Raw genomic sequence first — 25,646 nt, forward strand, 5'->3', positions numbered from 1 at the left:
ACTCACTATCACGTCCTCTCCCCCGATGGGATTTCTTGGCAAGCGTCTTGCTCTGACAGGGACTCAACAAGGGGGAGTTATGAAAAAGATTCAATCCATTGCGATCATGGCCGCGTTTGCGGGCCTCACGCTCGCGGGCTGCGAGTACCATCATTATCAAACGTTCGCATCGAGGGGGTGGACGCCCGTCTCCCAAGCCTCGCCGGCTCCGGAGGAGGAAACGGGGGTCGCGGAGGAGGAAATCGTGCCGACGGACCCCGGTCCCGTCACGGAAGACGCCGTTGCCGGCGACGCCGTGGTCGGGTCGGGGAACGAATCGCCGGAGGACGAAGCCGAGTTCCCGTACTTCCAGGCGACCGTCGTCGAGACGAGGCCCTCCCTTCATACATCGGAATCCGCGGAGGATCTCCTGGGACGACTGCGGGGGGATGCGGGCGAAAGCACGATCACCGAAAGGATTCGGGAAGCCGCCCGGACGGGGCCCCTCACGCTCGACTCCCGGCCGAAACAGTACATCGTGTCCCTCGCGCCTCCTTTCCGTCCGGAGGGATCGACAGCCCGAGAGGGAGGCATTGCGAAAGAAGGAAACGAGTCGTCCGTCGGGGATTGCGATCCTCTGGCCTTCGAAATCGGCGCAGGATTCAGCGCCGCCAGGTCGGAGGTCCGGCGCAACGGCATCCAGCCTCTTCTCGATTTCTCGCTGGGCTGCCTCGATTCGTGGAGTTGGACCGACCCGTTCGCGTCAGTGACGCCGGAGACCCAATCCCGCTGGGAGGAGGACATCCGTTACGGTGAGGTCGCCGGCGAGGCCTTCTCCACGGCCGGTCGCGCCTTGAAGGGATTCCGTCTCTTCCGTTGTTACTCGGGGGGACTCCCGGGGGGGATGCTGGATGACGCCTTCTGCGGCGTCGAAGGGCTGTTCGTCCCTGTGCGACCGGACGGCGACGTGGTCGGGGAAGCCCAGGGGCTCACGTTTCCCGGATCCTCTTACGACTACTCCCATGACGCCAGCGTCGTGACGGTGCAATGCCAGGAGGCGGAGCAAGTTGTCACCGCCATGAAGGTTTGGCGCTCCAAATCCCATCCTCTCCACGACGAAACCGTCCGCTGGATCGAGATCACCTGCTCCCGGATCGTCAAGAGGTAGAGAATCGCATCCGCAATCTTAACGGAAAATGAAGGAGGAGATGAAATCATGAGCTCACCGCAATCAATTTCAGGGACGTCGCCTCAATTCCCGCAAGACCTCTCGGCGAACGGCGAAACGATCGAACCGATGGGTCAGGCAGGGGTCGCGGATCCGGAGCCGCTTCCAGCCGCCCCAATCCTTTCCGGCGCCTCGAGCGCACTCTCCTCTCTGGAGCAGAACATGGAACCGGCGGGCGCTTGGAACCGAAACGCCAATCGCTTCGGAGACGCGGCGCAGTTTCTGGGCCGACCGCGCCCGCAACCTTCCTCATTCGCGGCCGCTTTGACCGACGAGGTCCTCGATGAAATCATCCCCGATCTCTCGCTCGTTGCGGCCGACGATCCTTCCGTCGATCTGGCGGAGATCGACGCGGCCCGCGAGCGGCTCCTGAACAATCCGAACACCCTGCCCGTCCTGTCGGAAATGGATTTGGAGGACGCCGCGACGCTGCTCGGAATCGCCGAACCGCTGGCCGCGGTCAACCTCGCCGCTCTGAGAGGGGACTGCGAGATCAGGCAAGTAGCCCTGGCCGCCCTCGGAGACCGTCAGGCCGCGCTCCAGCGCGGCGACTATGAAGAAGTATCCCGAATCGAAGAGGCCCGCTCGGCCCTCCGCCAAGATCCAAGGGCCGGAACGGCCCTTCCCGTGATCATCGCCTCCGGGGCCCCGGGGGCCGCCGACCTGGCCGCCTCAATCGTCATTCAACATCCCGAGACCCTCCGCCGCTTGGAGGAAATCCTGACCGATGAGGACGTCGCGGAATCCGCCCGGGCCGGAGGGATCGGAGCCCTGCCGCGGATCGCCCGGGAGGTTCCTGAGCTTCATGAGAATATCCGTGAGTTTCTGGGCGATCTCCAGAGGACGGACGGTGATTCGGCCACCCGTGCCCGGGCCCTGACCGTCCATCACCGGTTGGGATTCAGCAATTACGGGGAGGCGGTCGCGCTGGTCAGCAGTCTTGAGTGGACCCTTTGCAACGATCCGGACCCGGACCTGCGCATCGACGCGGCCTATCACCTGGCCCAGGTGGCCCGCGAGGTCTCATCGGGAACCTCCTACCCCGACAGTTACCCCGTGGAACTGGAGCGATCGGACGGCGAGGCGCTCATACGCCACATTCGAGAGGACATCCTGGAAGAGGAACTGCGAAACGCCGCCCTATCCGAGGTGTCGGCGGCAATCGATGAGAGTTTGGAGTCGCTCCGCTGATTGTGAACGCTCATGAGCTTCACTCCCACCCCATTTTCCGGCCCGGGGAGCCCCGATCATAACCCACCGCAAACGGTGGAGGGCCCTGCCGCCGGCGGCACGGTGCCGCTGGCGGGGGGCGAAAATCCTCCCCCAGGGGCTCCCCGGCCGGATTCCTTCTCGATTCCGTCGGCCTTGGGCGGGCTGGGAGAAATCTTGGGCGACGCCGCCCGGACGGTCATTCGGATCCCGAGGATCTTCGCGAACGCGGCCAACGCGTCCGCGGAAACGCGGGAGGCCCGGGCCCTGCGAGCCGAATGGAACTCGGCCGCCGAAAATGCGGGAGTCGCCGAGAACCTGGCGACGCTGGCCGAACTTCTGGGACAGTATGAAGAATCCCAGAACGACGGGCCCGTCTTAAGCGTCGCCCTGACGGCCCTCGAGTTGTGGGGGACCGGCGATGCGGACCTCCATCGGGAGCTGACGGATCACCGCCTCCGTCTCTCCCAGGCGCTGGAGAGCGGCGACGACGAGGCCGCCGCGGCGGCGGAGGACGAGGCCCTCGCCTGGATCCCGCGTTACGCCGCCGGCATGCTTCGTATCTCGGGGGATGAATGCGTTCCCCGCGAACTCTTAACCTTCCTCAGTGAACAGCCCGCGGAGGAGATCGCCGTCGTCGACGTCGCGGCCCTCGCGCTGGAGGCGGCCTTCCAGCCCTACCACACGGGAGACGGCTACGGATTCCTCCATGAGATGACCGCCTCCGTCGAGAGCGCGGATTACCGCCTCGCGGAATGGAGCCGCGCCTACTTGGACACCGCGAGACACTGGCTCGCCTGGCGCTTGGACGGGATCTACGGGCGCGAGGCCTTGGAGGCGGGGCTCCCTCCAGCCGATGAGTCGCACGGCGACGACGCCCTCGCCCTGACGGCCTACTTTTCGCGACCCGTTGCGGATGCCTACGAGGCGTTTCGCTCCGCGGACTATGAAGAGGCGACGGCACTCTTCACGGATTTCCGCCGCCTCGTCCGCATGGCCTCGGTCACGGACCGCATGAACACGCTGTGGGACACGCGCGAGATCACGGATCAGTACAACACGCAGGACGACCTGCGCTGGAACGAGCTGCTTTGGTTCTCGCCGGGTGCCGACCACCTCGATCAGCCGATCGGCCCGTGGGACGCCGCCTTCGTCGATTCCGACTACTTCGAGCGCATGAGGGACTTCGGCGAGGAGTGTTTTTCCCGGCTGGGACTCCTCGAGGGGATGCTGACGATCTTATCGCGCGCGGGGACGACGGAGGAACGCACCGGGGCACTCCGTGAGACGGCCGGTCTCCAGGCGCAGCTCGAAGAGCGGTTCGGGACCGATGTGGCCTTCTACGATCAGCTCCCGAGGACGGTCCGGGACCTGGTGGAGAACAACGCCGCCCGGAGCCAGATGTCCTCGCTCCTCGAAACCGTCGTCGTTTCGGCCTTCACCTTCGGGACGGGTGCGGTCCTCCGGAACCTCGCCGAGGCCGGACGAGCCCTGCCCTGGGCCTTTCGCGCGGGTGAAATGACGCGGCTCGGGCGGGCCTATTCCTGGGTCCGGGACGCGGCCCTCTTCGAAGGCTCGTCCCTCGCGATCGACGCCGCGCTGGATCCGGGACGGCGGGTTTCCCCGGAATCCTCGACGGGGGCGAACCTCGCGCGGACCGCGCTGGGCTACGTCGAAACCGTCGGCCTCTTTGGCGTCCTTCACGCGCTGGGTGCCCCATTTCAAGCGGCCGAGAACCGGATCGTCCGGGGCCTTCGTCTCGCGTCGGGATGGGGCGAGCGGCTCTCGCTTCATGCGGAGGATCTCATCGTCCGCCTGTCCCGGTTGGGAACGGAAGCCAGCGGCATGGCGGCCTACAGCACCACCTTCGAATCCACGGTCGGCCAGGTCCGAGGTCTCTGGGGAGACGACACCTTCTCCTTCGCGGAAAACGCCGCGCAGTTCTTCGGCCCGGAGAGCCTCGCCCGCAATCTCGCCCTGATCGGCGTCATGCGCGCCGTAGGCCTCATCGGCGAGACCCTCACGCCCCGCAACGCGGCCGCGCTCGCCCTCCTGCCGCTCAGCCTCCTCGACGGGGGTTTGAGCCTCGCCATGGCCGTCGTCCGAGGGCCGGACGCGCGTTTCTACGATTACGATCCCTCTCCCGGCCGAACGAACGGGGATTCTCCGACGGTCGTCATCCCCATCGGTCCTTCCGGCAGGTGTTTGTTCCGAACCCTCGATGCGAGCCGGTCCACCTGGAGCATCGGCCGGGAGCCGGGATCCGACGTGGAACTCGCCGGACATCTCCGATCCGTTTCAAACAACCACGCGACGATCCGGAGGGAGGTTGACCCGCTGACCGGCGAGACCCGTTGGCAGTTGATCGATCACAGCACCAACGGGACGGTCATAGACGGCATCGCAGTCTCAGGGCGCGCTTTCACCCTGACGCCGGGCAGGCACGAACTCGCCTTAGGGACCACGGTCATCCAACTGCAAATCCCGGTCCCTCCCTTGCGTCCGACTCCAGTGGCCACCGATGCGGAGTCCGCGCCCGGGCTCTTTCAACGGATCCGCCGCACAGTCCGCAATATGCTTCTAAGTCCCCTGTGGCTATTTATGGGTGCCGAGGGCGGGGCGGGCGACCCGCCGGCCCCACGTGGAGAGCTCTCGGACGTCGTCTCCCACAACCTCTCCCTCCTAAGCTCCCGCGAATTCCGACAAGTCCTGGGCGCGGAATCCTTCGGCGGGAACGCGGGCCCGGACCGGGCCGGGGTCAACGTCGCCGTGGACGCGGAGGGGCGGATCGCGGCCATCGGAAATCCCCAAAACCTGCCCTCCGAGATCCGGCAGGCCCTGGACGAAGGACGATACCTCAGCGTGACCTTGAGCGTGGATCTTCGAGGGTGGATCGATTGGAGCCGTTGCGCCACCTCGGATCCGATCCCCGACGCCGCCAAGGAAACGCTCCGCCGGAGCGTGGAGGAATACAACGCGAGGCTCTCAGCGGGGACGGGCGGCGCCTCGGGCATGTTGGCTCCCCTTCTCGGTCTTTCGGCGGTCCTGCCGGGACTCTCGGATGCGTTTTCTTTCAGTCCTTTCCTCGCGGGAGCCGGCTTCGCCGCGGCCCTCATCGCCCGGCGCGCCTACGAGATGTCGGACCGGAACCGGAGGGAAAACCGGATGGCGGACTCGCTGGTTCGCACCGTGCATCGCCGTCTCCGGAACGAGTTGGAAATGAACGTCCCCCTCGAGGAAATCCGCCGGACCTATCACGAGGTGATCGCGCCAGACTTCAAAATGGGGGCCGGTGGGCGGCGGAACGCCGGGGACCTCACGGCCTACTCCGAGCAGGAGGAGGAGCTCTTCGCTTATTTCGCGGCCCTGTCCGAGGAGCATTAGATTACGTCGTCGGGCTCTTCACGGTTCCAGAGCCGAAGAAATCCGAGAAAGACCCGGATCGCCTCGTCATATCTCCGGCGGTCCCCTCCGAGTTCGTTCCTCAACCCGCGCCACAGACCGGCCAAACGTTGCTCCCTTTCCTCCCGCGTCCGGTCGGGGTCCTCCTGAAGGTAGGCGAGGTAGTCCGCCGCGAGAGGCAAGACGGCGCCGACGAGGGCGCGGCCTTCGTCCCAAGCCCCCTCCATTCGCTCGGTCCCGTGCCCGCCCCTGGCCTCTTCCCAGAGGCGCCGGACCAAGGCCGTAAGAATCCGGGGCCGGTAGCTCTCCTTGAGGAGATCCTCGATCCTCTCCCTTCGCCTCAGAGAGATGACTTGTTTCAGAAAGGGACCACCCTCGCCGAAACGGTGAAACGCCGCCTCGAGGCGCTTCCATTGCGGATCGTAGGTGACGAGGGCGTAAACCTCTCCTTCCCCGTCCAGCCTCAGCTCCGCCGCGCCGCCCCGGCGGCGAATGCGGGGCCCGTCGGTGGCCGACCCCGTCACGACGGCGGGCCGCAGGATCTCGGTCACAGAATCCAGGCGGTCGTCCGCCACCGTCCCGCGCCCGCCCAGGAGGAGAATGTCCGCAGGGGGAGGGAGAAACCGCCACCGTCCGGGAGGCCGATTGAGTTCGTCCAAGGTCATTGCCGCGAAATGGAGCGTTCCGAAAAAGACGCCGGACTCGCCCGAATCATCGGATGGGACATAGAACCGGTGACGAAGCGCCGGCGGGGGCCCCTCCGGCCGCTCCAAGAGGAAGGCCGTCCCCCCGCCGTTCGGAAAATTCCGATCGAGGGCGCCGAGGATCCGGTCCCACCGGCCTTGGGGCGAGGAAAAGAGCCCGAAGACCGCGGGCCGGGTCCTTCCGACGGATCGCTCCAAGCGGACGGCATCGGTTTGAACGAGGAGCCGTTCCTCCGGAGAGAGATCGAACGTGTGGCCCTCGTACTGTGCCAGAAGCCCGGCGGTCTCCAGCCCGTCTTCCGGAAGACGATAAGGACCGGTCCGTCTCAGGGCGTCGTTCCAGCGTTGAAGGACCTGGGCCGTGGGAGACAGAATCGTCCCGGCCGCGAGCGCCGTTGATGGGATCGCGGCGATCACGGCTCGGTTCCGCGAAATCGCTTCAGCATGTTCCCAGGCCCTCCGTCGAAGACGTCTTGGAGGTGCGCGAAGACGATGGAGGCGCAGGCCGCGGCCTCGAACCAATCCTCTTCAAGCCGCTCGGGAAGGCGATCGATCTGCCTCCGCGTCCACGAAAGGGCCTCCTCTTCGTTGATGCAAGCCCGGGCGACGATGTGAAGATAACCGATCATCCGCGCGGTCTCCGTCAGGGCCGAAAGGCGCTCGATCAGCGGCATTTCCGGCAGAGGCTCCTCGCGCGCGAGGGAGACGGAGGCGCGCTGGACGGGGTCCGTGTTCCAGGTGGTCCAGAAGGCGCTGATTTCGTCAAAGACCCGGGGGCGATCGTCCCTTAAGCGCCTGAAGAACGCGAAGGTGGCGGCTAAGTCGTGCAGGCCGTCCTTGAGACCGCCGTCGTTCATATCCGTCGGATGACGCTGATCGATCTCGCGAACGCCCTCCTCCAACCGGTCCAGAGAGGGCTGCCCCCAGTCGCCCCTCATCCCCAAGAGCCGCGCGAATCCGACGCGGGCGTGCTCGCGCCGGCCGGAAGGCAGAAATCCTCCCGCCCTCAGTTTCGCCAGAAACCGTTCGGCGACCTCGCGGCCGACGACGGCCCCCGCCGGGCAACATGGATCGGTGTTGAGATGAAAATCGAGGACGGCGCGGCGGTCTTCGGGGAAGTGCGGGCCCGCCGCTGTGAGGAGCGTTTCCGAGGCGCAGCGGACCTCATCCCAGGAAATCAGCGGACCGCTTTGCCCGACCAAGACGGCCAAGGCGTTGGCGGCGGGAAGATAGGACTGCAGGTACGTGGGATACGGAAAGACGAGCGGGGACGGCATAGGACGACCCTCCTACCCACTCGCACCACTCTCATCGCTGGAACCCGGAAAAAGTTGCTAAGATTGACGATTACAGACATTTTTATTCATTTATTGATTACAAATTACTTATGTAATATCAATACATTATGCGTAGTTAAATAATTACGATACAGTTATACCCATATCCATTTCCGCAAACGATTGTCCATCGCAAATTCTTTAGTATTTTCAATATATTACACTGATCCATCACCACAGTATTTGGCACGCCGGTTGCTCAATTAGGGGCTCATCAAGGGGGAATCAAACATGTGCCCAATCGCCACAACCGCACAGAAACCGATGATCCCGTCTCCGACCGCTTCGCTCGTCGATCCTTCCGCCGTCGTCCCAAAGGATCCTGAGACCGCTCAGAATGCGCCCGCGCCGCCCACGAGCCAATTCAGCATGGCGGAGGCCGTTCAGGGCGCGGCCGCCTTCATTCGCGAGACCCTCGCCTCGGTGCCGGGAATGAACAAGGTGTTCGCCCGCGCCCCCGTGGAACCCAACCAAAAGGAAAGCACCCGTAAAAAAGAAACCATCACCTCCTCCGCGGAGGAGAGGGCGGACGGCGATGTGATCGGCCGATTGACGCGCGAGACGGTCGACGAACTCACCGCCTCGGGCGTCGACCCGATCCGGGCCCGCTATATCGCCTGGCGGGAGTCCGAGGTCTCGATGGCGGACCTGGCGGCCGAACTCCTGCAAACGAAGGCTTCGACATACGACGGCTTGCCCCAGGAATCCCGCAAGGCGATCGAGGAACAATGGCGCTTGGGCGTCCGTCAATACACGGAGCAATACCGGCAAGGCCCCCTCGATTACACGGATTCGTTCCTGAGAACCTTGTCTGAAGAAGGATGGAGCCAGGCGGCCATCGAAAAATCACTGGGAGAGGCGCCGTAAACCCAAACGACGAAAAGGAGACCCCATGAATGTCACATTGACCAGCGCCGGCCTGTCGCCGGAGGAAGTGTCGAAGCAACTCCAAGAGGGACGTTTCGAGGACACAGTCCCCCTGGAGCCGGTCGGAGAGGGAATCCCCGGAGGCTCGGCCCAAGTGGCGGAGATTCCCCTCACCGATCGTCCGGGACAAAGCGGTTATCTGCTGCTGAACCAGGGCATCGGATCCTCGAGTCGGACCGGCTCCGCTCCGCATCCCACACTGTCCGTCTCTCTCTTCACGTGCCGGTACACGGATTGCGATCAGGCCGGCGAACTGGCCGCGACCCTGCTCGGCGGGGCCGCGGGCGCGAGACCGATCGCACTCCCCGAAGGGGCCTCCGTCTCGGACGTCCGTTACGGCGATGCGAACGACGACGGCCTGACGGACGTCTTAGTATTGCTCTCAACGGGCGGCGGGATCCTCTTCGAGCAAAGCGCGGGCGAGCGCGTGGGGCCTCCGCCGCCGAGACCCAGGGGACCCCGGCCTGCAACGGCAGGCACGTCGGCTGCCGGCGGCCGCGTGGGGATCCATCTCCTTTTCCGCATCCTGGAATCCCTGCGGGGAAATCCCTGACGGACAGAACGCCGCATCCTTGTGAATACGGGGAAACCCGCCGCCACGCAACTTTGGGATTTTCCGGCCGATAACCTAAATCGCCAGGGGGGGCGAAAAAGGAAGGAAAAGACCATGACGTTGCCTACTTATCTGACCTTTCAATCCCTCATGTCGGGTCAATCGGCCCTGATCTCGGCGACCGTCGCGTCGTCGGCCTCACCGGCCGCTCCCACGGACATGGTGCTTTCAGGCTCCCGAGCCGTGGTCGACTGGGACGAGGAGCCCACGAATCCGATGATCGACGTCTCCGCCTTCCACGAGCCGACGATCGTCGACGACGGTCCGATTCCAGCCCACGTGGGCCTGCAACTCATCGAGTATGGAATCGCCGCCGAGGACGTCGACCGCCTTTGCGCCTGGATGCACGGCAAGAGGCTCCGCCTGAACTTCATGACCAAGGGGATCGAATACCTCGCCCAAATGCGCCGCGAGGAGCGGATGGACGAGGAAGTCACCCAAGTCCTGCCGGCCGCCGCCCGCCGGCGCGTCTAGCGCCGCGAAAAAGGCCTCAAACAGAATTCTGGAAACTTTTCCGCGGCTTAAGCGAAAAGGCCGTCCGTGCAGTTGGCGCCTTACTTGACGGCCGTCTCCCAGCTCTACGGGCTCACGTCCCGCATGACCGACGCGCTGCCGGCCGCGACGTTCTTCAGCGCCGTCAACGGCTTCTACGACGCCCTGGACCCCGCGCTCATCCCCGGCTTTCCGGAGGTCGAGCGAGACCGGGTCCGCGACCTCATCGTCCAAATCCAGAGACTGAGCGCCCCGGAGACCGTCTCGATGATCTGCGCCCAATCCTTCGTGCGCGACATGCGCAAGCTGGGGCTGATCCCCTCCCGCGACCAACAGGAAAACGAAGAGACCGCCCGCGAGCTGCTCCGGCAATTCCTCGAATCCTCGGAACCCTCCCCCGAGAATGCCGCGGCGCGCGCCGCCGGGGGCGGTATCCGGCTCCACTCCCGAACGCAGCATCACCGCCGGACGATCCGGGGCGATTTCGTCGACGACCTGGTCATCGGCGCCCTTCAAATGGACGGCGTGTTCCACATCGGCCATCCGTCTCAGGTGCCCGACCTGTCGCCGGCCGTCGACGAGCTGAGGAAAACCCGGCGCTTCAGCGACGTTCAGACCGGGCGTCGGACCCTGCCCGAGGCACACGACGCCGAGTTTGAACCCGCGCCTCTCCCGCCGGCCCCCGTCATCGCCGTCGAAGGGCCTCCGCCCTCGTCTTCCCCGGAACCTGAGGAGGACAAAGTCGCGGCGCTCCGCGCCGCGTTCGAAGACGAGCGCGGCCGTCTCCTCCGGGAAGCGGAGTCGGCGAGGCAATCCGCCGTCGAAGAGGCCCACGCGAGGGTCTGGCAATCCATCACCGAGGGCGACTTCCCCCTGACCGAACCCAACGGGGGTCTTCTGCTCGTCAAGGGCGGGCTGTATCTGGCCTATGCCCAGGAGATGTATGACGTCGTCGTCGGGTCCCAGTACAAGCTGATGAAGAGGATCGGCGAGGGGGGCTCCAGCTTGGTCTACGTGGCCGAGGAGATCGGCACCGAGCGCAAGGTCGCCGTCAAGATCCTCAAGGAAGGACAGGAAGACCGCGAGCGCATCCACGAGGCGCACCGGAACGAGCTGAGACTCCAGCCGATCCTCAAGACCGACCATTTTGTGCACGCCTACACGCACGGCCTCACGGCGGGCGACAGCCCGTACATCGTCATGGAGCTCATGGAGGGGGGATCGCTCGCCGATTTCATCGGAGAGATGACCCTCGGGCGCCGGAAGCCCGCCCTGCGCGAACTGACCGGCATGCTGCTCCAGGCCGTCGCGTCGGTGGCCGAGGCCCAGAAGCGGGGCGTCTTGCACCGGGACATCAAGCCAGAGAATTTTTTCATCTCATCCGAGGGCAAGGTCAAGCTCGGTGACTTCGGCATCGCTCAGAAGACCTCGGACATGGTCCCCCGGCCTTCCGAGAACATCTTCGGAACGCCGGGCTACATCCCGCCGGAAATCTCGCGCCCGCAGGGCCCCACCAGCATCGACACCCCGCAAAACGACGTCTGGGCCCTGGGGGTCACCCTCTACGAGCTCTTGACGGGCGTCTTTCCCTTCGAGGCGGCGACGAGCACGGGCATCATGATCAACAGCCTTTCCAAGGAACCGCCCCCGCCCAGCCAAGTCCGCCCCGACCTGGGCATCCCGCCCGCCCTCGACCGCATCATCGCGAAGGCCATGGCGAAAAATCCGAAGGATCGCCACCAGGACGCCTCAGATCTGCTCTACGAATTGCTGGTCTACGAGGCGGACGCCCTGGAAGAGGAGGCCTACGCCATTCTCCGCCGGAGCATGACGACCAACGCGGACCTGAACATTTATCAGGACGAATGGCGCGAAAAGATCCAGGACGCCCTGCGCGTGCTTCGCGCCGTCTACGACCGGTACCCGCACCCGAAGATCATCGAAAAGCGCATCCGCCTGAACTTCGACCTCTTCCGGTGGGCGGACCGGAGGGGCGACGTCGAACTCGCGCGGAGGACGGTGGAAAGCATCAACGCCCTGGCTCCGGGGAGCGAGATCGCCAACCAGGTCAACCGGCCGGTGCAGGTGAATTTCTATCCCGACGGCTTGGAGCGCCGGAAGGACCGGATCCGAGTGGAGATCGTGAAATACGCCTACCGGGCCGGCTTTATCGACTTCGAGCAGTATTTTTCAAAACCCAAGGACGAATTTCCGTTCGGGGCGCTCCGGTTTCCGCGAGGCGCCGTCGTCGGGGCGAAATTCTCGGGACCGGGCCTCATTCCCGTCTACATCCCCCTCCCCGTCCGGGCCGGCTCCTACCAGATCCGCGTCCCTGTCTATCGCGTAGGCCAGGTCCCCCGAGGATGGATGATCCTGCCCGCCGGGCCCGTCGCGGCCAGGCAAATGCCGGGCTCCTTCGCGGAGCAGTTCGACAACTGGCGCGAGGTCACGGACGACTACGGTGTGGGACCCTTCGTGACCGAGGCCGACTGGGCCTTGCACCTGCAAGCGTTCGCGAGGACCCACGGGACCGAGGCCGCACGGCGAAGGATCCCGAGAAACTGGGAAGTCGACAAGGACCTGACGAGCTTCCGTTACACCAACGGCCAGCCCATCATCGAAATGGCCCCCGTCACCTACATCCTGCACGAACACGCCCGCGAATATCTGGATCAGTTGACCCTCGCCCTCAAGACGGATGAAAGCGCCTGGTCGGACATTACCTTTCCGCCCATGAACGTCTGGAAGAGATTCCTCCGAGGCAACGACGCCCGCATGTGGCCATGGGGCGACGCCCTGCCGGCCCCGGGGATCGCAGGCTTCCGGTTTCCCGACCCGCGCTTCGCCCGCTCGCTCACGGCCCTGCCCATCAACGAGAAAAACATCCGGGATATCTCCCCCTTCTCCGTCCCTTCGACGCCGGGGGATGCCGAGTCGATCACGATCTCGCACGTCGCGGGCAACGTGCAGCACATTTTGGAATTAAGCGATCCCAAGGAGCGCGAGCTGATCGCCGGGGTCTTTCAGATGACGACGGAGACGCTGGCCAAACACTTCATCGTCGCCGGATCCTCCTACCGGTCTTCGGCGCCGACCAATCCGGATATCCTGGAACCGTTCCCTCTCGACTCCGTCGGCCCTTGGGGCATACGGCCGGTGGTCCGCCTCAGACACGCGGCCGCCACGCCTTCGATTGTTTCCCTCTCCAGCAACTCCTGACCGTTTTGACGCACTGAGTTAACGCACCGCACTAAAATCTGTTTAAGATTAATCGCGTCATGTGTGTTCTTTTCTGGACAATTTTTCGTCTCCCGTGTTTTACACGGACACAACTTTTTCAAGAAAACGTCGAAGAGGCGCCCATGAGGGGATGCTCACGCTAGCGAATCAAGAGTCGGAGGGGCGATGGATCAAGCTCTGAATCAAGCTCTGGGGGTCCTCAGGAACTGGACCACGGCCGCCGGTGAGGTCAGGACCCTCGGAGGCTTCAACGACTTCCTCGAATCCGCGAGAAGCATCGTCAGAAGCGCCAACGGCCAACTCCCCCTCAACGACCGTCTCATCCAAGACCGCGAGGCCTACGCTCAGCTTCTGGCCGGCCTCCACGATTCGCCGGCGACCCTCGTCGCCGTGGCCGCCGCCCTTCCCGAAGACGTCGTCATCCGCCTGAGCCAGGACGTCACCCGGCACAGCTCCTACCCGCCCCCGGCTTTTAATGGAACCACCGCGATCTCCGAGGCGGCGCGGAACGCGCGCACGATGGCGGGGTACGTGTGGGGACGAGCGGCCACGATCCTCCGCGTGGCGCGAGACGGCAAGTATTCCGACAACGTCATCGACCACTACCGTTACGACCCGGAAAGGATCCGTGGACGCTTTCACGCCCACAAGGCGGCCGATCGCCTCTTGACCTCCTCGGAAGGGGAAGAGGTCTTTGAAAGGATGCACCGGGAGGATCTGGCCCGGGTGGCGGAACACGGCGAAACCCAGCTGGGCATCGGCCCGGCCTCCCTGCGCTCCCAGTTCGACGCGATCCACGCGGAGGTCCTGCCGTTCGCCGAGAAGTCCCAGGCCCTCTGGAACGACATGGTCATCAAGTACCGCGAAGCGGTTCATCCGGACTTCGGAAAGGTCTCGGCGGCGTTCTGGAAGCGCGATCAGGCCATACGGAATCACGCGGGTCTGAAGGACCGGAACATCGGCCCGTGGGAATTCGACCTCCTTCAGATGTCCCTTCAGAATCCCGGGGACCAAAGGGACTACTACTTCGCGACCTGGGCCTACGTGCAGGATCGACTCACGCGCGAGAGTGATGCGATCGAGGGGAACGCCACCCTCGTGGACCGGGAGTCGCGCCTTTCCGGCCTCCGCCGGTTCCGTCTCGACGCCGAACGCGCCTACATGGCACTGGCCCGCGGGGAGGGAACGGACGACGACCGTTTCGTGGTCGCCAGCGCGGAAGCCAAGTACCTCCCCTTCTTTGCGGTTGGACTGGGCGGACTCGATCTGACCGGGATTTCTCCCCTGCAAGAGGCGGCGCAGGAGGCCAGACAGGCCTACATCCTCGAAGACAAGCGCGTGAACGTGGAGCTCGCCCGCGCCGAATACGAGCTCTTCAAGGGGCGTGAGGACGCCAACCTGGAGATCGACCTCCGCGAATTCAAGTGGCAAGCCCTTCGCTACAATCAAATGATCGACCTCCTGGTTCAGGCCGGCAACGCCTCAAGGACCAAGATCGGCAAGCTCAGGTCCCTCGTCCAGACCTACGAGGAACTTGCGGAGGATTACGTCAAGGTCGCCCGCGGCATGATGAATGAAGACCCCGGCCAGAGGGAACACAACCGGAACGGGGCATACCGCGACCTCTTCATCATCCTTTGGGAGCTTCACCGGGAGACCAAGAAAGCCCTTCAAAAGGCCGAAGTCCCCCGGGCGGACCGTTTCGAGCTCTTGAGCTTCGCCTACAAGATGCAGCAGCTCTTCATCGCGCGCGGGGCCCAGGGGGTGCACGGCGTCGAGCCCCTGGTCGAGGTGACCTTGGGCCTCAAGGACGCCCTGGACCGGCAAGAAAACGGCGCCTACCTCCTTCCCAAACTTTACGATATCGCCGGCCGCGACTGGGGCATCAACATCCTGTCGCATTACGCCCGCCAAGTTCACGTCACGGGCGCGGAAAGACTCTTCGGATATTTCGGCCAAGGGCTTCGTCCCGAGTCCTACCTGGTCGAAGGCGGATTGGACGTTTTCCCCATGGAGGCCCAGGAGATTCCCAACGATCAATTCTCGCGCCGCGGGGCCCTCCTGGACGCCACCCACGTCGGCCAGCTCGAATTCCCCCAGGCGGAGGGCATCGCCTGGCTCTTTGGCCTCCCTCACACGGCGATTCTGGCGCAGAAGGGGGTCAGCATGTTCCCCATCGCCGGTCCTTTCTTGGGCGGCATCGACGTGGACGGTTACCACCACCTCGGCTCGGGGGCCTACATTCAGAGAACGAAGGACCCCAAGAGGCGGCAGTCCGAAAACTTCACCCTCTTGGCCCACCTGGGCATGGGGAACTTCCTCAACATCTACGGCGGCGGCACGCGGGACATCGCGAATCCCCTGCCCTCGCCCTATGCCAATCTGAGAAAGAACAAGTGGGCCGTCATGCTCCCCGGCTATCACCCGACCCGCTACAGCACCGGACAGCCCGTCAAGGTGGCGCAAGAGGCCGGAAGGCCCATCATTCCGGTCGCCCACAATCTGGACCGGATCTATCCGGAACCTTCCATGCCCATGCCTCCCGAGGTCCAGTTGCCAAACGGCAGGGACTTCGGGGCGGCCTTGAAGGGCCGATTCGGGGCCCTCGGCAAGAAAATCTCTGACCTGGCGCACTACCCCGGAAAGCTGTCCGGCTTCGTGAACGAAAACACGATGTTCCCATACATGAGGCCCGGCCAGGACATTGCGAGCGTCGCCTATGGGGACCCGATCTTTCCGGAATCCCTGATCCAAGAATCCGACCTGGACGCGATGGGCTACGGGCCGCAACTCCAAGAATGGAGCGGCCTCTCTCGGAAGGAAAGGGACCAGAAGGTGAAATGGCTCCTCCTCCAGCTGAACTTTGCGATCGTCCGCTTCGGCGAAATGCGGGCCGGCTACATGGCCACGGCCGGCATCTACGGAGGGTAAAAAACCCCAAAAATACGTGGCATTAGCCACGCAACTTTTTGAGATTCTCGTCGAACAAGGGACGATATGAGTCTCCTCTTGCCCTTGTCGCCCCATCTGACGCTGCCGCTATGCTCCGCGGTCGACCTGCAGAGGGCCTTGTTCCAAGCCTCGACTTTTTCCGACATCGCCGCGGTCCATGGCGCCTTGGAGGGCGTCGCCAACGCGATCCAGCCCCACCGGTCGGCCTTGGAACATAGCGTCAGCTCCAAGGGCGTGACCTTCCGCCGTGAGATGCGCTACTTCGATCATCTGCTTTCCCGCGATTCCGAGGGCTCGCGACTCGCCCTCTCAGAGATCGCAATGCACCCCAAGGCCCTCGAACTCCTCCTGCATCAATCGCCGCAGACCGCCCGAAACCTCGCAGAGACGGCGGCCGGGATCGCAGTGGACGCCACCGGCATTCGCGAGGCGCATCTGAACTGGCTCCAGGTTCCCTTGAACGGACCTGGCGATTCACCGCTGACGGCCTGGGGACAGATCACCTATTGGCTTTCCAGCCTCGCCGCCCCGGCGAATTGGTTGTCCTGGACCTCCGCCGCCTCCATGGCCGTGGAATCCGCCTATTGGGCCGGCTCTGGACAGACGCCGACGACCGCCTTCGCCGCCTCATCCGCCCTCCTCGCCGGCGCCCTCTATGGAATGGCCCACCGAAAGAGCGCGAAGAACCGGCTCGTCGAGGCCGCCCGGCGCGCCCCTCTCGACTTCGAGTCCGCGCGCGGATTCTTGGAATCCTTCAACCGCCTCATCCCGGCGAACACGCCCTCCCTCGATGGGTCCGGCAACCCCGACGTGATCGAGAGCATCCGCAAGAGCTCGGCGCTCGGAGGGGTCCCGAATTTAAGCCTTCCCACGACCCTGCAGGTGATCGCGGACTTTTTAAATTTCGGCTCCGCCACGGTCCAGGGATTAGGCGCCCCCGGATCCTCCAAAGACCTTTACAACCGCCTGGCACAAGCGATCGGCTTCGGGACCCTCTCCCGCACGCGCTGGCAACCGACCGTCTTGAACGCCCACCGGATGGAACAGATCGCCGAATACCGGCGTCAGGGCAAGAAGGTCATCTTCGTCGGCAATCACCGCAGCCATCTGGACATCCTCCTAGCGGTGGCCCTCCTCCGCGATTTTGACATCCGCTTCGTGGCCAAGTCCGAACTCCTCAAGGTACCCGTTCTCGGAGACATCCTCCGCATGGCGGACCATTTTACGGTGGACCGGGAGCACGACGACCGGCGCCTCGAAAAGGTCTCGGCCTGGGGCGTCCGCACGTTCGAGAAGGGTCTTTGCCCCTTCTTCTTCATCGAGGGGACCCGCATGGACACGCCGCTCCGCCGCGAGGAGGTGGGGATCCGGCCTCCAGAGATCGGCGCCGCCCATCTCGCCGCCCAGTTCCCGAACGACGTGGTCATCGTCCCGGTGGTCTCGTACGGTTTCGGACGCCTTCTCCGCAAAGAGGAGAGCTTGGACGCGGTGCTGGAAGGCACGATGCGGCATCAGCCGACGGTCACGTCGATCCTCGAACCGATCGAGGTCTGGAACCTCCTGGATGCGGATCCCGCCTTGTCGAAGGACGAGGAGATCCGCCTCAACTCCCTCCTCTGGAACCGGATGTGGGCCGAACTCTCCCGCATCCAGGCCTACATGAATGACTTGTCCGCCAAGGCCGCCTGACCTAGACTGCCGCGATGCTCCTTCGGGCCCGTCGGGTGTTCCCCGTCTCTTCGCCGCCGATTGAGGACGGGGTGGTGGTAATTGAAAACGACCGCATCACATACGTCGGGGCGTATGGCCATACGCCCCTAAACGCCAAGACCGGGCATTGCGTAGATCTGGCTGATGACACCCTCCTCCCGGGATTCGTGAACACACATTGCCACCTGGAACATTCCGCCCTGAAAGGCCTCACGACGCCCCAGCGCCCCTTCACCGAATGGGTGAAGGAGGTGACAAGGGAGAACGCCTCGCTCACCAGGGGCGACGTGCGGTCCGGCGTCTCGCGGGGCATCGAGGCCCTGATCCGCGGCGGGACGACGACGCTCGCCGACCATTGCCATCCGGATACGGAACCCTTTGCGACTCCGTTCCGGCGCGTCCTATTTTGGGAGGTCTTGGGCGCCCACATGGGGCGCGCCCGTGAGTGTCTGGAAAAGGCCCGCCGGCGCGCCGCCGACGAGGGGGGATTCGTAACCCCTCATTCGCTCTATGCCGTCCACGAGGAGGTCTCGGAGCAAATTTTGGCGGAATCGCAGTCCCGTCAATCCCTCCACATTCTGGAATCGGCCGACGAGGACCGCTTCTTCCGGCGCCAGGACGGCCCCCTGGCCGTCTACGTACAGGAACGAGGCGGGGATCTGGATTTTCCCTTTTCCTCCCCCGTCCGGTGGCTCGAAGCCCATCACCGTCTGAATTCGGGATGCCTTCTCGTACACGGAAATCACCTCATCCCCTCGGAAATTGGCATCTTGCGGGGCTCCGGGGCCTCTGTTATCCATTGCCCCGGCAGCCACCGGTTTTTCGGACACAAGCGCTTCCCCCTGGAGGATTTGAAGGCCGCGGGAGTCCGTATGGCGCTGGGCACCGACGGCCTGGCCAGCAACGAGGACCTCTCCATGCTCCGGGAAATGCGTCTCTTGAAGGAGACCTATCCGCGTTTGACCGACGAAGAAGTGATCAACATGGCGACGATCGAAGGGGCCCGGGCCCTGGGGATGGAGAAGGAGATCGGTTCGATCGAGGTTGGAAAGAAGGCGGACCTCATTGCGGTTCGAGGGACCCCTCTGGAAGCGGAATCGGTCGTTTTTTCGATGGTGGATGGACGCGTATGTTTGAATCCCTGAAACAATTCATCTCCTTTCTCGAGGAACGAAAGCAGCTCGTCCGGATCACCGAACCGGTCAAGACCGACCTGGAGATCACGGAGATCACCGACCGGGTCACCAAGGCCGGCGGACCCGCCCTCCTCTTCGAGAACGTCGTCAAGGTGGATGGGACGAAGTCGGACTTCCCCCTCCTCATCAACGCCTACGGGACGTGGAAGCGCATGGCCTGGTCCCTGGGCGTGGAGGACGTGGAGGAGGTCGCCTCCGAGATCGACGCCCTGATCAAAACGGCCCCGCCCTCCGGCTTTCTGGAAAAACTCCGCATGCTCCCGAAGCTCGCCAAGATCGGGAGCTACGTGCCGAAGACCGTCTCCCGAGGGGCCTGCCAGGACGTCATCCTCCCCGATCCCGATCTCTCGATCCTGCCTTATCTCAAGTGCTGGCCGGGCGACGGCGGGCCGTTCATCACTCTCCCCGTCGTCATCACCAAGGACCCCGATACGGGGATCCGCAACGTCGGCACCTACCGGATGCAGGTCTTCGACAAGAAAACGACCGGGATGCACTGGCAGATCCACAAGGGGGGGTCCAGGCATTTTCAGCGGTACAAGGAGCTGAACCGGAAGATCCCCGTGGCCGTCTGCCTCGGCGGCGATCCCGTCCTCACTTACGCGGCGACCGCCCCGATGCCGGACAACTTCGACGAGCTCATGCTCGCGGGTTTCATCCGCAAGAAGGCCGTCGAGATGGTGAAATGCCGGACGATCGACATGGAAGTCCCGGCGGACGCCGATTTCGTGATCGAAGGCACCGTCGATCCGAACGAACCGCTCGTCATGGAAGGCCCCTTCGGCGACCACACGGGTTACTACTCGCTCGCGGACCTCTACCCGCTCTTCCACGTCACGGCGGTCACGCACCGGAAGGACCCCGTTTACCCGACGACCATCGTAGGACCGCCCCTGCAGGAAGACGGCTTCCTCGGCAAGGCGACGGAAAGGATCTTCCTGCCCTTGGTCAAGATGACGTTTCCCGAAATCAAGGACATGCACTTTCCCATCGAGACGTGCTTTCACAATCTCGCGATCGTTTCGATCAAGAAGCAGTACCCGGGCCACGCCAAGAAGATCATGCACTCCTTTTGGGGCACCGGGCAGCTCATGTTCACGAAATGCCTGATCGTGGTGGACGAGGACGTCAACATCCAGGACCTGAGGGAGGTCGCCTGGCGGGTCTCCAACAATATCGACGCCAAGCGGGACGTCGTCTTCGCCGAGGGCCCGGTCGACGCCCTGGACCACGCCGCCGAGCAGTTCGCCTACGGCTCCAAGATGGGTATCGACGCGACGAAGAAGTGGAAGGAGGAAGGCTTCCAGCGCGAATGGCCGGAGGTCTTGAAGATGTCTCCCGAGGTTAAAATGAAAATCGACGGGATTTGGAAAAAATTGGGGATCTGATGTCCGAACAGGTTCAAAAAATATTCGACAACATCGCCCCCCGCTACGACCTCTTGAACGGCCTCCTCTCGCTCAAGTCGGACCGGCTCTGGCGGAAGGCCGCCGTCCGGGTGATCTCGGCCCCCGAATACCGGAACGTCCTGGATTTGTGCGCCGGGACCCTGGCCCTCACGAAGACCCTCCTGGAGGCCAATCCCGACGCACGGGTGACCGCGGTCGACTTTTCGGAGCCCATGCTCCGCAAGGGTTGGGAGAACCTGCCCAAGGCCATGCAGTCCTCGGTCGGGCCGATGGTCGCCGACGCCATGAAGCTCAATCTCCCGGCCCGATCCTTCGACGCGGTGATGTGCGCCTACGGGATGCGCAACATCGACGACAACGAGCTGGTTCTGAAAAAGCTCTCGGGTCTCCTGCGCCGCGGCGGCAAGCTCGTCATTCTCGAATTCTTCCGGCCGGAGGGTCTGATCAACAAGATCTTCAACGCCACCTACGCCCAGTTCGTGATCCCGGTGATCGGCCACCTCGTCTCCGGCCATCCCGAAGCCTACCGCTACCTGCGCGACTCCGTCCGCCACTACTACACGCCGACGGCCTACCGGGAGCTCCTCAAGCACACCGGCTTCCGGAACGTCTCCGTCCGCGCCCTGACCGGAGGCGTGACCCATTTGGTCTCGGCGGAGGCCTCGTGAAGCTGGTCGTGGGAATCAGCGGGGCCAGCGGGGCCATCTATGCCAAAAGGCTCCTCGATTTTCTGAAAACGACGCCCCACGAGGTCCATCTGACCGCGAGCGAGAACGCCCTGGCGATCGGGCGGGATGAGGCGGGGATCGACTACAAGGAAATCGGATACCCCTTTTTCGGACATCGGGACTTCACCGCCCCTTTCGCGAGCGGTTCCGCGAAGTACGACGCCCTGGTCGTGATCCCCTGCAGCATGGGGACACTGGGGCGAGTCGCCCATGGATACTCCGACGACCTGCTCGCCCGGGCCGCCGACGTCTTTTTCAAGGAGCGCCGCAAGATCCTCTTGGTGCCCCGCGAGACGCCGTTCAGCCTCATCCACATCGAAAACATGAGGCTCGTGACGCTGGCCGGGGCGACGGTGATCCCGGCGATCCCGTCCTTTTACTCCAAGCCCAGGACCATCGAAGAGGCCGTGGACACGGTGATCGCACGCGTCCTGGACCATCTGGGCGTCGACAATCGCCTCCGGACGCGCTGGCAGGAACGATGATTTCCCTGAATCCAATGCTCTCCAAGGTCCGCCACGTCTCCGGGATGCTGAAACTGTCCCACACGGTCTTCGCCCTCCCTTTCGCCCTCGCTTCCATGTTGGCGGCGGCGGGGGGCCTGCCGTCCTGGAGACTCGCGGCCCTCATCCTTCTGGCGATGGTGACCGCCCGGAACGCCGGCATGGCCTTCAACCGCTATCTCGACGCCGGCATCGACGCGCGCAATCCCCGCACCGCCTCCCGCCACGTCCCTCAGGGCCTCCTCTCGGGGAGGTTCGTCCTCGTCTTTTCCCTGGTGAACGCCCTCCTCTTTCTGGCCGTCGCCCGCGCGATCAATCCCCTGTGTCTGGCCTTGTCCCCCGCCGCCCTGGCCCTACTGTTCGGCTACTCCTACATGAAGCGGGTCTCGTCCCTGTCCCACCTCGTTCTGGGCCTTGTCTTGGGATCGTCTCCGATCGCGGCCTGGATCGCCGTTCGCGGGACGTTCAACCCTCCCCCGTTCGTTCTGGGTCTCGCCGTCGCCTTTTGGGTGGCCGGCTTCGACGTCATTTACGCGACTCAAGACCACGATTTCGACCGCCGGGAAGGACTCCATTCCCTGGTGGTCCGGTTTGGCGTGGCACGCGCCCTCGTCATTGCCCGCGTTTTTCACGCGGCGACGATCGTCCTGTTCGTCGCCTTCGGCCTCCTCCTTCGTTCGCCGTGGCCCTATTTTGCGACGATCGCCCTCACGGCCGCCCTCCTCACCTACGAGCATTCGCTCGTCAAGGCGGAGGATCTGTCCCGCGTCAATGCGGCCTTCTTCACCGTCAATGGATTTATTTCGTTGATCTTCCTTGCGGGCATCGCTCTCGCCATTATAAATTATTAAAACTAGATATGACTCAAACGCTTCAACAGGCCCTCCTCAAGGCCGGGCTGATCAGCCAGGACAAACTCAAAAAGGCCGAGGCCGAAAAAAAGGCGGCCGAACGTGCGGCCCGCTTTCCCAAGAAAGAGGAACGACGTCCCCCGCCTCCGCCGAAACTGGCCGCTCCGAAACCAGCCAAGCCGGCGCCGCCCCCACCCCGTCCTGCGGCGCCTCCTCCAAAGAAATCCTTGGGCTTCATCGAGGGCAAGCATCATCACCACATCCGCACCCAATGCGAGGCCTGCGGCCGGCCCTCGCCGGACGTCGAGTACTACGAGCACAAGAACAGGGCCCTGGATAAGTATTGGCTCTGCGTGAGATGCGCGGACGACAACAACATCCTGGACGATTTCCGGCAGACGATGCAGAGCTCACAATCTCAAAAGGGGATTTTCCAGCGCGGCTACGGACCCACGAAGGTCTTCAGAAGAAAACTATAACTTTAAGGCTATTCCGGATCGACCGCGGCGGCGTTCATCACTTCGAGCGGCTGGGGCGGCTGGGCGGAAGTCATTCTCTCCAAGCGGACCGGCGCCGTGCCATCATGGAGGAAATCGAGCTGTTTTGCGGCCTCGTGCGAGACATCCACAATCCGGTTCCGGACGAAAGGCCCGCGGTCGTTGACCGTCACAATGAGCTCCTGTCCGTTCCGCAGGTTGGTCACTTTCAATTTGGTCCCGAAGGGGAGCTTTCGGTGCGCACAGGTCAGATCGCGCTGGTCATATTTTTCGCCGCTGGCGGTTTTCCGTCCGTGAAACCCGGGACCATACCAAGACGCGAGCCCTTCCTGGATGAATTCCCCGTGTTCATAAGGAACGTGAGAGGCTTGTGGTTTGGGAGCCGTGGCGCATCCCGGGGCTGTCAAGGCAGCGCCTGCCAAACAAGACGAAGCGAGCAGAAACCTGATTTGGGCCCGGGCCATGGGACCTCCCTTCTGCTCAATACGAGGCCCCTTCTACCATCCCCTCCCGCGGAGGTCTAGCTTCCATTTCACTCAATCGGCGTGACCGGGCCCGCGCCCGGCGTCGGGGACTCGCTCTCCATGAAATCGGAAAAATTATCGCCGGTGTCGATTCCTGGCTCCTTGCGTTCGAGGCTGTGGCCGTTAACGACGTCCGGCGCGCACTGCCCTTCGAAGGCGGGGAGACCGTTTTCCGCCATCGCAACGACACCATCGCCGTATCCCACGGCGTCCAACAGCGCCCCGTCCGTATCCGTCAACAGCACGGCATCGGGACCGTTCTGCGGGTCGAAGTTGTCGATCAAATCGGGGTTTGGCACCTGACTGATGTCCGGAGACCCCGTGCGCGCGTCCGCGACAACATAATAGCCGTCCCCTGGAATGCGCTCCCCTTCCGGCAAGACAATCGTGTCGTCAATACTTCCATCGCCGCCGTCCACGAAAAGCACCCTGAACCCGCCGATCAACAGTCCCGGCGTCCCATAGAGCTCGACAAAGAGGAGGCCATCCGTGTCGCTGCCGACGGCGTCGTAAAAAATCTCATTGAGGACGACGGTTCCGACGATTTCTTCGGCTTCCACGACCGGCTCCGAGCCTGCCGCTTCCGCCGCAGATCCTTCGCCTTCCGCGTTCCCGGCGGTTTCTGCTCCGTTCCAGGCCTGGGCCGGAACCGACTTGGCGCTCCCCTCGCCCGAGGGCGGAAGGGAATCCCACAGCGACTCCGGCCGTGACGGAGGCGCTCCACATGCGGTTGTCAGAAGAGTCAGTACGAGTAGGACGCCAAGTGTCTTCATAGCCGGTCTCCTTTTTGAATTTGATTCGAAAACCATCCGCCCGTATAAGCGTCGAGCGTGCCGGTTGCTTGATCGAGGAGGAGTTTCTTTCTGTCCCTGATCGGCAAGGGGTCCGATCGGGATCGCAGCTCTTCGATCAGGCGCTTCCGGACGAAGTAAGCGTCGCTTACGTCTTGCAAGACCCTGTTCTTTTCCCTGACCCAGTCCCGGCGCTCCGAGCTCACGGATAAAGAATCCCGGTTGAAGACCAGTTCGTTCAAGGACCAGACGGCCTTGACTTCAAAGCGCGTGCCCTGGTCGAAGTTCTGGTCGAAATCATTCTCGTCCGGCCCGATGAAGACCTCCCCGTCCCGGATCGAGACCGAATCCCGCGTTGTCAAACGAACGACGTCCTTGAGGTCCCTCTGAAATCCGGCCTGGAGCTGGGGCAAGGCCGCGGACCACCGGGCGCGCCTTCCCCAGGCCTCAAGCTCCGATTCATGGAAGCCCAGACGGCGGACGGCCTCGGCCTGGACCTCCTGGATGGAGGGTTCCTTGAGGGCCTCAAAGGCATGGGCCGCGGGGATCAAATACGAAGAAAGGCATAAGAAGATGAGTGCCGGCTTCATGTCCGGTTCATGAAGCAAACGAGGTGCCAAGATTTTTCCGCATGGGTGCTGGACGAGCGTCCAGATCCTGAGACGCCATCGTCCGGATTTCGGACCCGACTTGATCAAGGACGGGATTGGCACCCCTTGCATCGGCCTGACGGCATGAAGCACCTTTTCAAATCCCTCCTGATTTTATTTATCGTCAACGCCTGTTCTCCCGTCGTCCCGATCGAGAACCCTTTTCAGCATCCGGAAACGCAAGACTCACGGCCTTCCACCCCCCCAAAGGGGCCTCTCAGGATCTTTGTCCTCGACGTCGGACAGGGGGATGCAACGCTGATCATCGGTCCCACCCGCAGGTCCCTCCTCATCGACGCCGGTCCTCCCCTGTCCGGCGCGGGATCGGTCCTGCCCTTTCTCGAGGAGCGGGAGGTCTCTCATTTGGACTGGATCGTGGCGACCCATTTTGACGCCGACCATATCGGCGGGATTCCCGAGGTCCTGCGTGGAGCCGATGGCCTTGCCGGGACGGAGGACGACTACGAACCGTCAGAATCGTTTCTCGACCGGGGCGAGGCGACGGAAAAAGACACACCCATCTTCGGTGACTATCTCGTCTCTCTCCCAGACGGGCGGCAGCAAGCGGAGCCAGGACTCGTTCTGGATCTGGGGGGAGGCGCGACGGCGACGGTCATCGTCGCCAACGGTCGGTACATCGACGGCCGGGAGATCCATCTCAATCCCGACGAGGAAAACGAGGCTTGCATCGGGATTCTGATCCG

20 protein-coding genes and 1 pseudogene are annotated in these 25,646 nt (G+C 63.5%); 16 read left to right on the top strand and 5 right to left on the bottom strand.

Features of this window, described 5'->3' with window-relative positions; all coding sequences use genetic code 11:
- Positions 1-79 precede the first annotated feature (79 nt).
- The 3 genes from VLJ37_07415 to VLJ37_07425 are packed head-to-tail and all read left to right on the top strand — an operon-like array spanning position 80 to position 5,800.
- Positions 80-1,147, top strand: coding sequence for a hypothetical protein (locus VLJ37_07415; GenBank protein HSA59498.1), 1,068 nt, complete (start codon positions 80-82; stop codon positions 1,145-1,147).
- A 48-nt stretch (positions 1,148-1,195) separates the two neighbouring features.
- On the top strand, positions 1,196-2,398 hold the full coding sequence (locus VLJ37_07420) for a hypothetical protein (GenBank protein HSA59499.1): 1,203 nt from the start codon (positions 1,196-1,198) through the stop codon (positions 2,396-2,398).
- 12 nt (positions 2,399-2,410) lie between these two features.
- The gene (locus tag VLJ37_07425) at positions 2,411-5,800 is read left to right on the top strand and encodes an FHA domain-containing protein (protein ID HSA59500.1); all 3,390 of its coding nucleotides are present in this window, start codon (positions 2,411-2,413) and stop codon (positions 5,798-5,800) included.
- Here the strand turns inward: VLJ37_07425 and VLJ37_07430 are convergent.
- Together VLJ37_07430 and VLJ37_07435 are read right to left on the bottom strand one after the other, a co-directional pair.
- The gene (locus tag VLJ37_07430; GenBank protein ID HSA59501.1) at positions 5,797-6,939 is read right to left on the bottom strand and encodes a hypothetical protein; all 1,143 of its coding nucleotides are present in this window, start codon (positions 6,937-6,939) and stop codon (positions 5,797-5,799) included. The two genes, VLJ37_07425 and VLJ37_07430, sit on opposite strands and share 4 nt — an antisense overlap.
- Positions 6,936-7,799 carry a hypothetical protein gene (locus VLJ37_07435; protein HSA59502.1) on the bottom strand — a complete coding sequence of 288 codons (864 nt, stop codon included), beginning with the start codon at positions 7,797-7,799 and terminating at the stop codon, positions 6,936-6,938. Before VLJ37_07435 ends, VLJ37_07430 begins: the two co-directional genes overlap by 4 nt.
- Before the next feature lie 291 nt (positions 7,800-8,090).
- On the opposite strand from VLJ37_07435, the gene VLJ37_07440 reads away from it, so the two are divergent.
- The 12 genes from VLJ37_07440 to VLJ37_07495 all read left to right on the top strand — a co-directional run bounded on the left by VLJ37_07440 (position 8,091) and on the right by VLJ37_07495 (position 22,959).
- Positions 8,091-8,726 (top strand): hypothetical protein, encoded by a 636-nt coding sequence (locus VLJ37_07440; GenBank protein HSA59503.1) that lies wholly within the window; start codon positions 8,091-8,093, stop codon positions 8,724-8,726.
- Positions 8,727-8,751: 25 nt separating this feature from the next.
- The gene (locus tag VLJ37_07445; GenBank protein HSA59504.1) at positions 8,752-9,339 is read left to right on the top strand and encodes a hypothetical protein; all 588 of its coding nucleotides are present in this window, start codon (positions 8,752-8,754) and stop codon (positions 9,337-9,339) included.
- 114 nt (positions 9,340-9,453) lie between these two features.
- A complete protein-coding gene (locus VLJ37_07450) occupies positions 9,454-9,873 on the top strand; it encodes a hypothetical protein (GenBank protein ID HSA59505.1) in 420 nt (139 codons plus the stop codon).
- 72 nt (positions 9,874-9,945) lie between these two features.
- Positions 9,946-13,110 carry a serine/threonine-protein kinase gene (locus VLJ37_07455; GenBank protein HSA59506.1) on the top strand — a complete coding sequence of 1,055 codons (3,165 nt, stop codon included), beginning with the start codon at positions 9,946-9,948 and terminating at the stop codon, positions 13,108-13,110.
- Between the two features lie 186 nt (positions 13,111-13,296).
- Positions 13,297-16,062, top strand: coding sequence for a hypothetical protein (locus tag VLJ37_07460; GenBank protein ID HSA59507.1), 2,766 nt, complete (start codon positions 13,297-13,299; stop codon positions 16,060-16,062).
- Between the two features lie 66 nt (positions 16,063-16,128).
- Positions 16,129-17,772 carry a lysophospholipid acyltransferase family protein gene (locus VLJ37_07465; GenBank protein HSA59508.1) on the top strand — a complete coding sequence of 548 codons (1,644 nt, stop codon included), beginning with the start codon at positions 16,129-16,131 and terminating at the stop codon, positions 17,770-17,772.
- Positions 17,773-17,846: 74 nt separating this feature from the next.
- Positions 17,847-18,938 carry an amidohydrolase family protein gene (locus VLJ37_07470; protein ID HSA59509.1) on the top strand — a complete coding sequence of 364 codons (1,092 nt, stop codon included), beginning with the start codon at positions 17,847-17,849 and terminating at the stop codon, positions 18,936-18,938.
- Entirely contained in the window at positions 18,923-20,377 is a 1,455-nt protein-coding gene (locus VLJ37_07475; protein ID HSA59510.1) for a menaquinone biosynthesis decarboxylase, read from the top strand. The genes VLJ37_07470 and VLJ37_07475 overlap by 16 nt, the downstream gene beginning before the upstream one ends.
- Positions 20,377-21,066 (top strand): ubiquinone/menaquinone biosynthesis methyltransferase, encoded by a 690-nt coding sequence (locus tag VLJ37_07480; protein ID HSA59511.1) that lies wholly within the window; start codon positions 20,377-20,379, stop codon positions 21,064-21,066. The genes VLJ37_07475 and VLJ37_07480 overlap by 1 nt, the downstream gene beginning before the upstream one ends.
- Positions 21,063-21,611, top strand: a complete 549-nt coding sequence (locus VLJ37_07485; GenBank protein ID HSA59512.1) for a UbiX family flavin prenyltransferase — start codon at positions 21,063-21,065, stop codon at positions 21,609-21,611. The genes VLJ37_07480 and VLJ37_07485 overlap by 4 nt, the downstream gene beginning before the upstream one ends.
- Complete coding sequence (locus VLJ37_07490; GenBank protein ID HSA59513.1) at positions 21,608-22,480, top strand: UbiA-like polyprenyltransferase; 873 nt, start codon at positions 21,608-21,610, stop codon at positions 22,478-22,480. The genes VLJ37_07485 and VLJ37_07490 overlap by 4 nt, the downstream gene beginning before the upstream one ends.
- An 8-nt stretch (positions 22,481-22,488) precedes the next feature.
- A complete protein-coding gene (locus VLJ37_07495; protein HSA59514.1) occupies positions 22,489-22,959 on the top strand; it encodes a hypothetical protein in 471 nt (156 codons plus the stop codon).
- Between the two features lie 8 nt (positions 22,960-22,967).
- On the opposite strand, the pseudogene VLJ37_07500 reads toward VLJ37_07495, so the two are convergent.
- The 3 genes and pseudogenes from VLJ37_07500 to VLJ37_07510 all read right to left on the bottom strand — a co-directional run bounded on the left by VLJ37_07500 (position 22,968) and on the right by VLJ37_07510 (position 24,882).
- Positions 22,968-23,306: pseudogene (locus VLJ37_07500) on the bottom strand (septal ring lytic transglycosylase RlpA family protein).
- Positions 23,307-23,509: 203 nt separating this feature from the next.
- A complete protein-coding gene (locus tag VLJ37_07505; protein HSA59515.1) occupies positions 23,510-24,274 on the bottom strand; it encodes a lamin tail domain-containing protein in 765 nt (254 codons plus the stop codon).
- Positions 24,271-24,882: a hypothetical protein gene (locus tag VLJ37_07510; GenBank protein HSA59516.1), complete on the bottom strand. Its 612-nt coding sequence runs from the start codon at positions 24,880-24,882 to the stop codon at positions 24,271-24,273. The genes VLJ37_07505 and VLJ37_07510 overlap by 4 nt, the downstream gene beginning before the upstream one ends.
- Positions 24,883-25,026: 144 nt before the next feature.
- On the opposite strand from VLJ37_07510, the gene VLJ37_07515 reads away from it, so the two are divergent.
- Positions 25,027-25,646 (top strand): MBL fold metallo-hydrolase (locus VLJ37_07515; protein HSA59517.1); only part of this gene is annotated, 620 nt, incomplete at its 3' end.

This window comes from bacterium, assembly GCA_035454885.1.
Classification (GTDB): Bacteria; UBA10199; UBA10199; order JACPAL01.

Coding starts and splice junctions, on each gene's coding strand:
- VLJ37_07465 (HSA59508.1), top strand. CDS start 16,129: ATGAGTCTCCTCTTGCCCTTGTCGCCCCATCTGACGCTGCCGCTATGC.
- VLJ37_07450 (HSA59505.1), top strand. CDS start 9,454: ATGACGTTGCCTACTTATCTGACCTTTCAATCCCTCATGTCGGGTCAA.
- VLJ37_07445 (HSA59504.1), top strand. CDS start 8,752: ATGAATGTCACATTGACCAGCGCCGGCCTGTCGCCGGAGGAAGTGTCG.
- VLJ37_07475 (HSA59510.1), top strand. CDS start 18,923: ATGTTTGAATCCCTGAAACAATTCATCTCCTTTCTCGAGGAACGAAAG.
- VLJ37_07435 (HSA59502.1), bottom strand. CDS start 7,799: ATGCCGTCCCCGCTCGTCTTTCCGTATCCCACGTACCTGCAGTCCTAT.
- VLJ37_07460 (HSA59507.1), top strand. CDS start 13,297: ATGGATCAAGCTCTGAATCAAGCTCTGGGGGTCCTCAGGAACTGGACC.
- VLJ37_07510 (HSA59516.1), bottom strand. CDS start 24,882: ATGAAGCCGGCACTCATCTTCTTATGCCTTTCTTCGTATTTGATCCCC.
- VLJ37_07440 (HSA59503.1), top strand. CDS start 8,091: ATGTGCCCAATCGCCACAACCGCACAGAAACCGATGATCCCGTCTCCG.
- VLJ37_07425 (HSA59500.1), top strand. CDS start 2,411: ATGAGCTTCACTCCCACCCCATTTTCCGGCCCGGGGAGCCCCGATCAT.
- VLJ37_07490 (HSA59513.1), top strand. CDS start 21,608: ATGATTTCCCTGAATCCAATGCTCTCCAAGGTCCGCCACGTCTCCGGG.
- VLJ37_07480 (HSA59511.1), top strand. CDS start 20,377: ATGTCCGAACAGGTTCAAAAAATATTCGACAACATCGCCCCCCGCTAC.
- VLJ37_07495 (HSA59514.1), top strand. CDS start 22,489: ATGACTCAAACGCTTCAACAGGCCCTCCTCAAGGCCGGGCTGATCAGC.
- VLJ37_07505 (HSA59515.1), bottom strand. CDS start 24,274: ATGAAGACACTTGGCGTCCTACTCGTACTGACTCTTCTGACAACCGCA.
- VLJ37_07420 (HSA59499.1), top strand. CDS start 1,196: ATGAGCTCACCGCAATCAATTTCAGGGACGTCGCCTCAATTCCCGCAA.
- VLJ37_07415 (HSA59498.1), top strand. CDS start 80: ATGAAAAAGATTCAATCCATTGCGATCATGGCCGCGTTTGCGGGCCTC.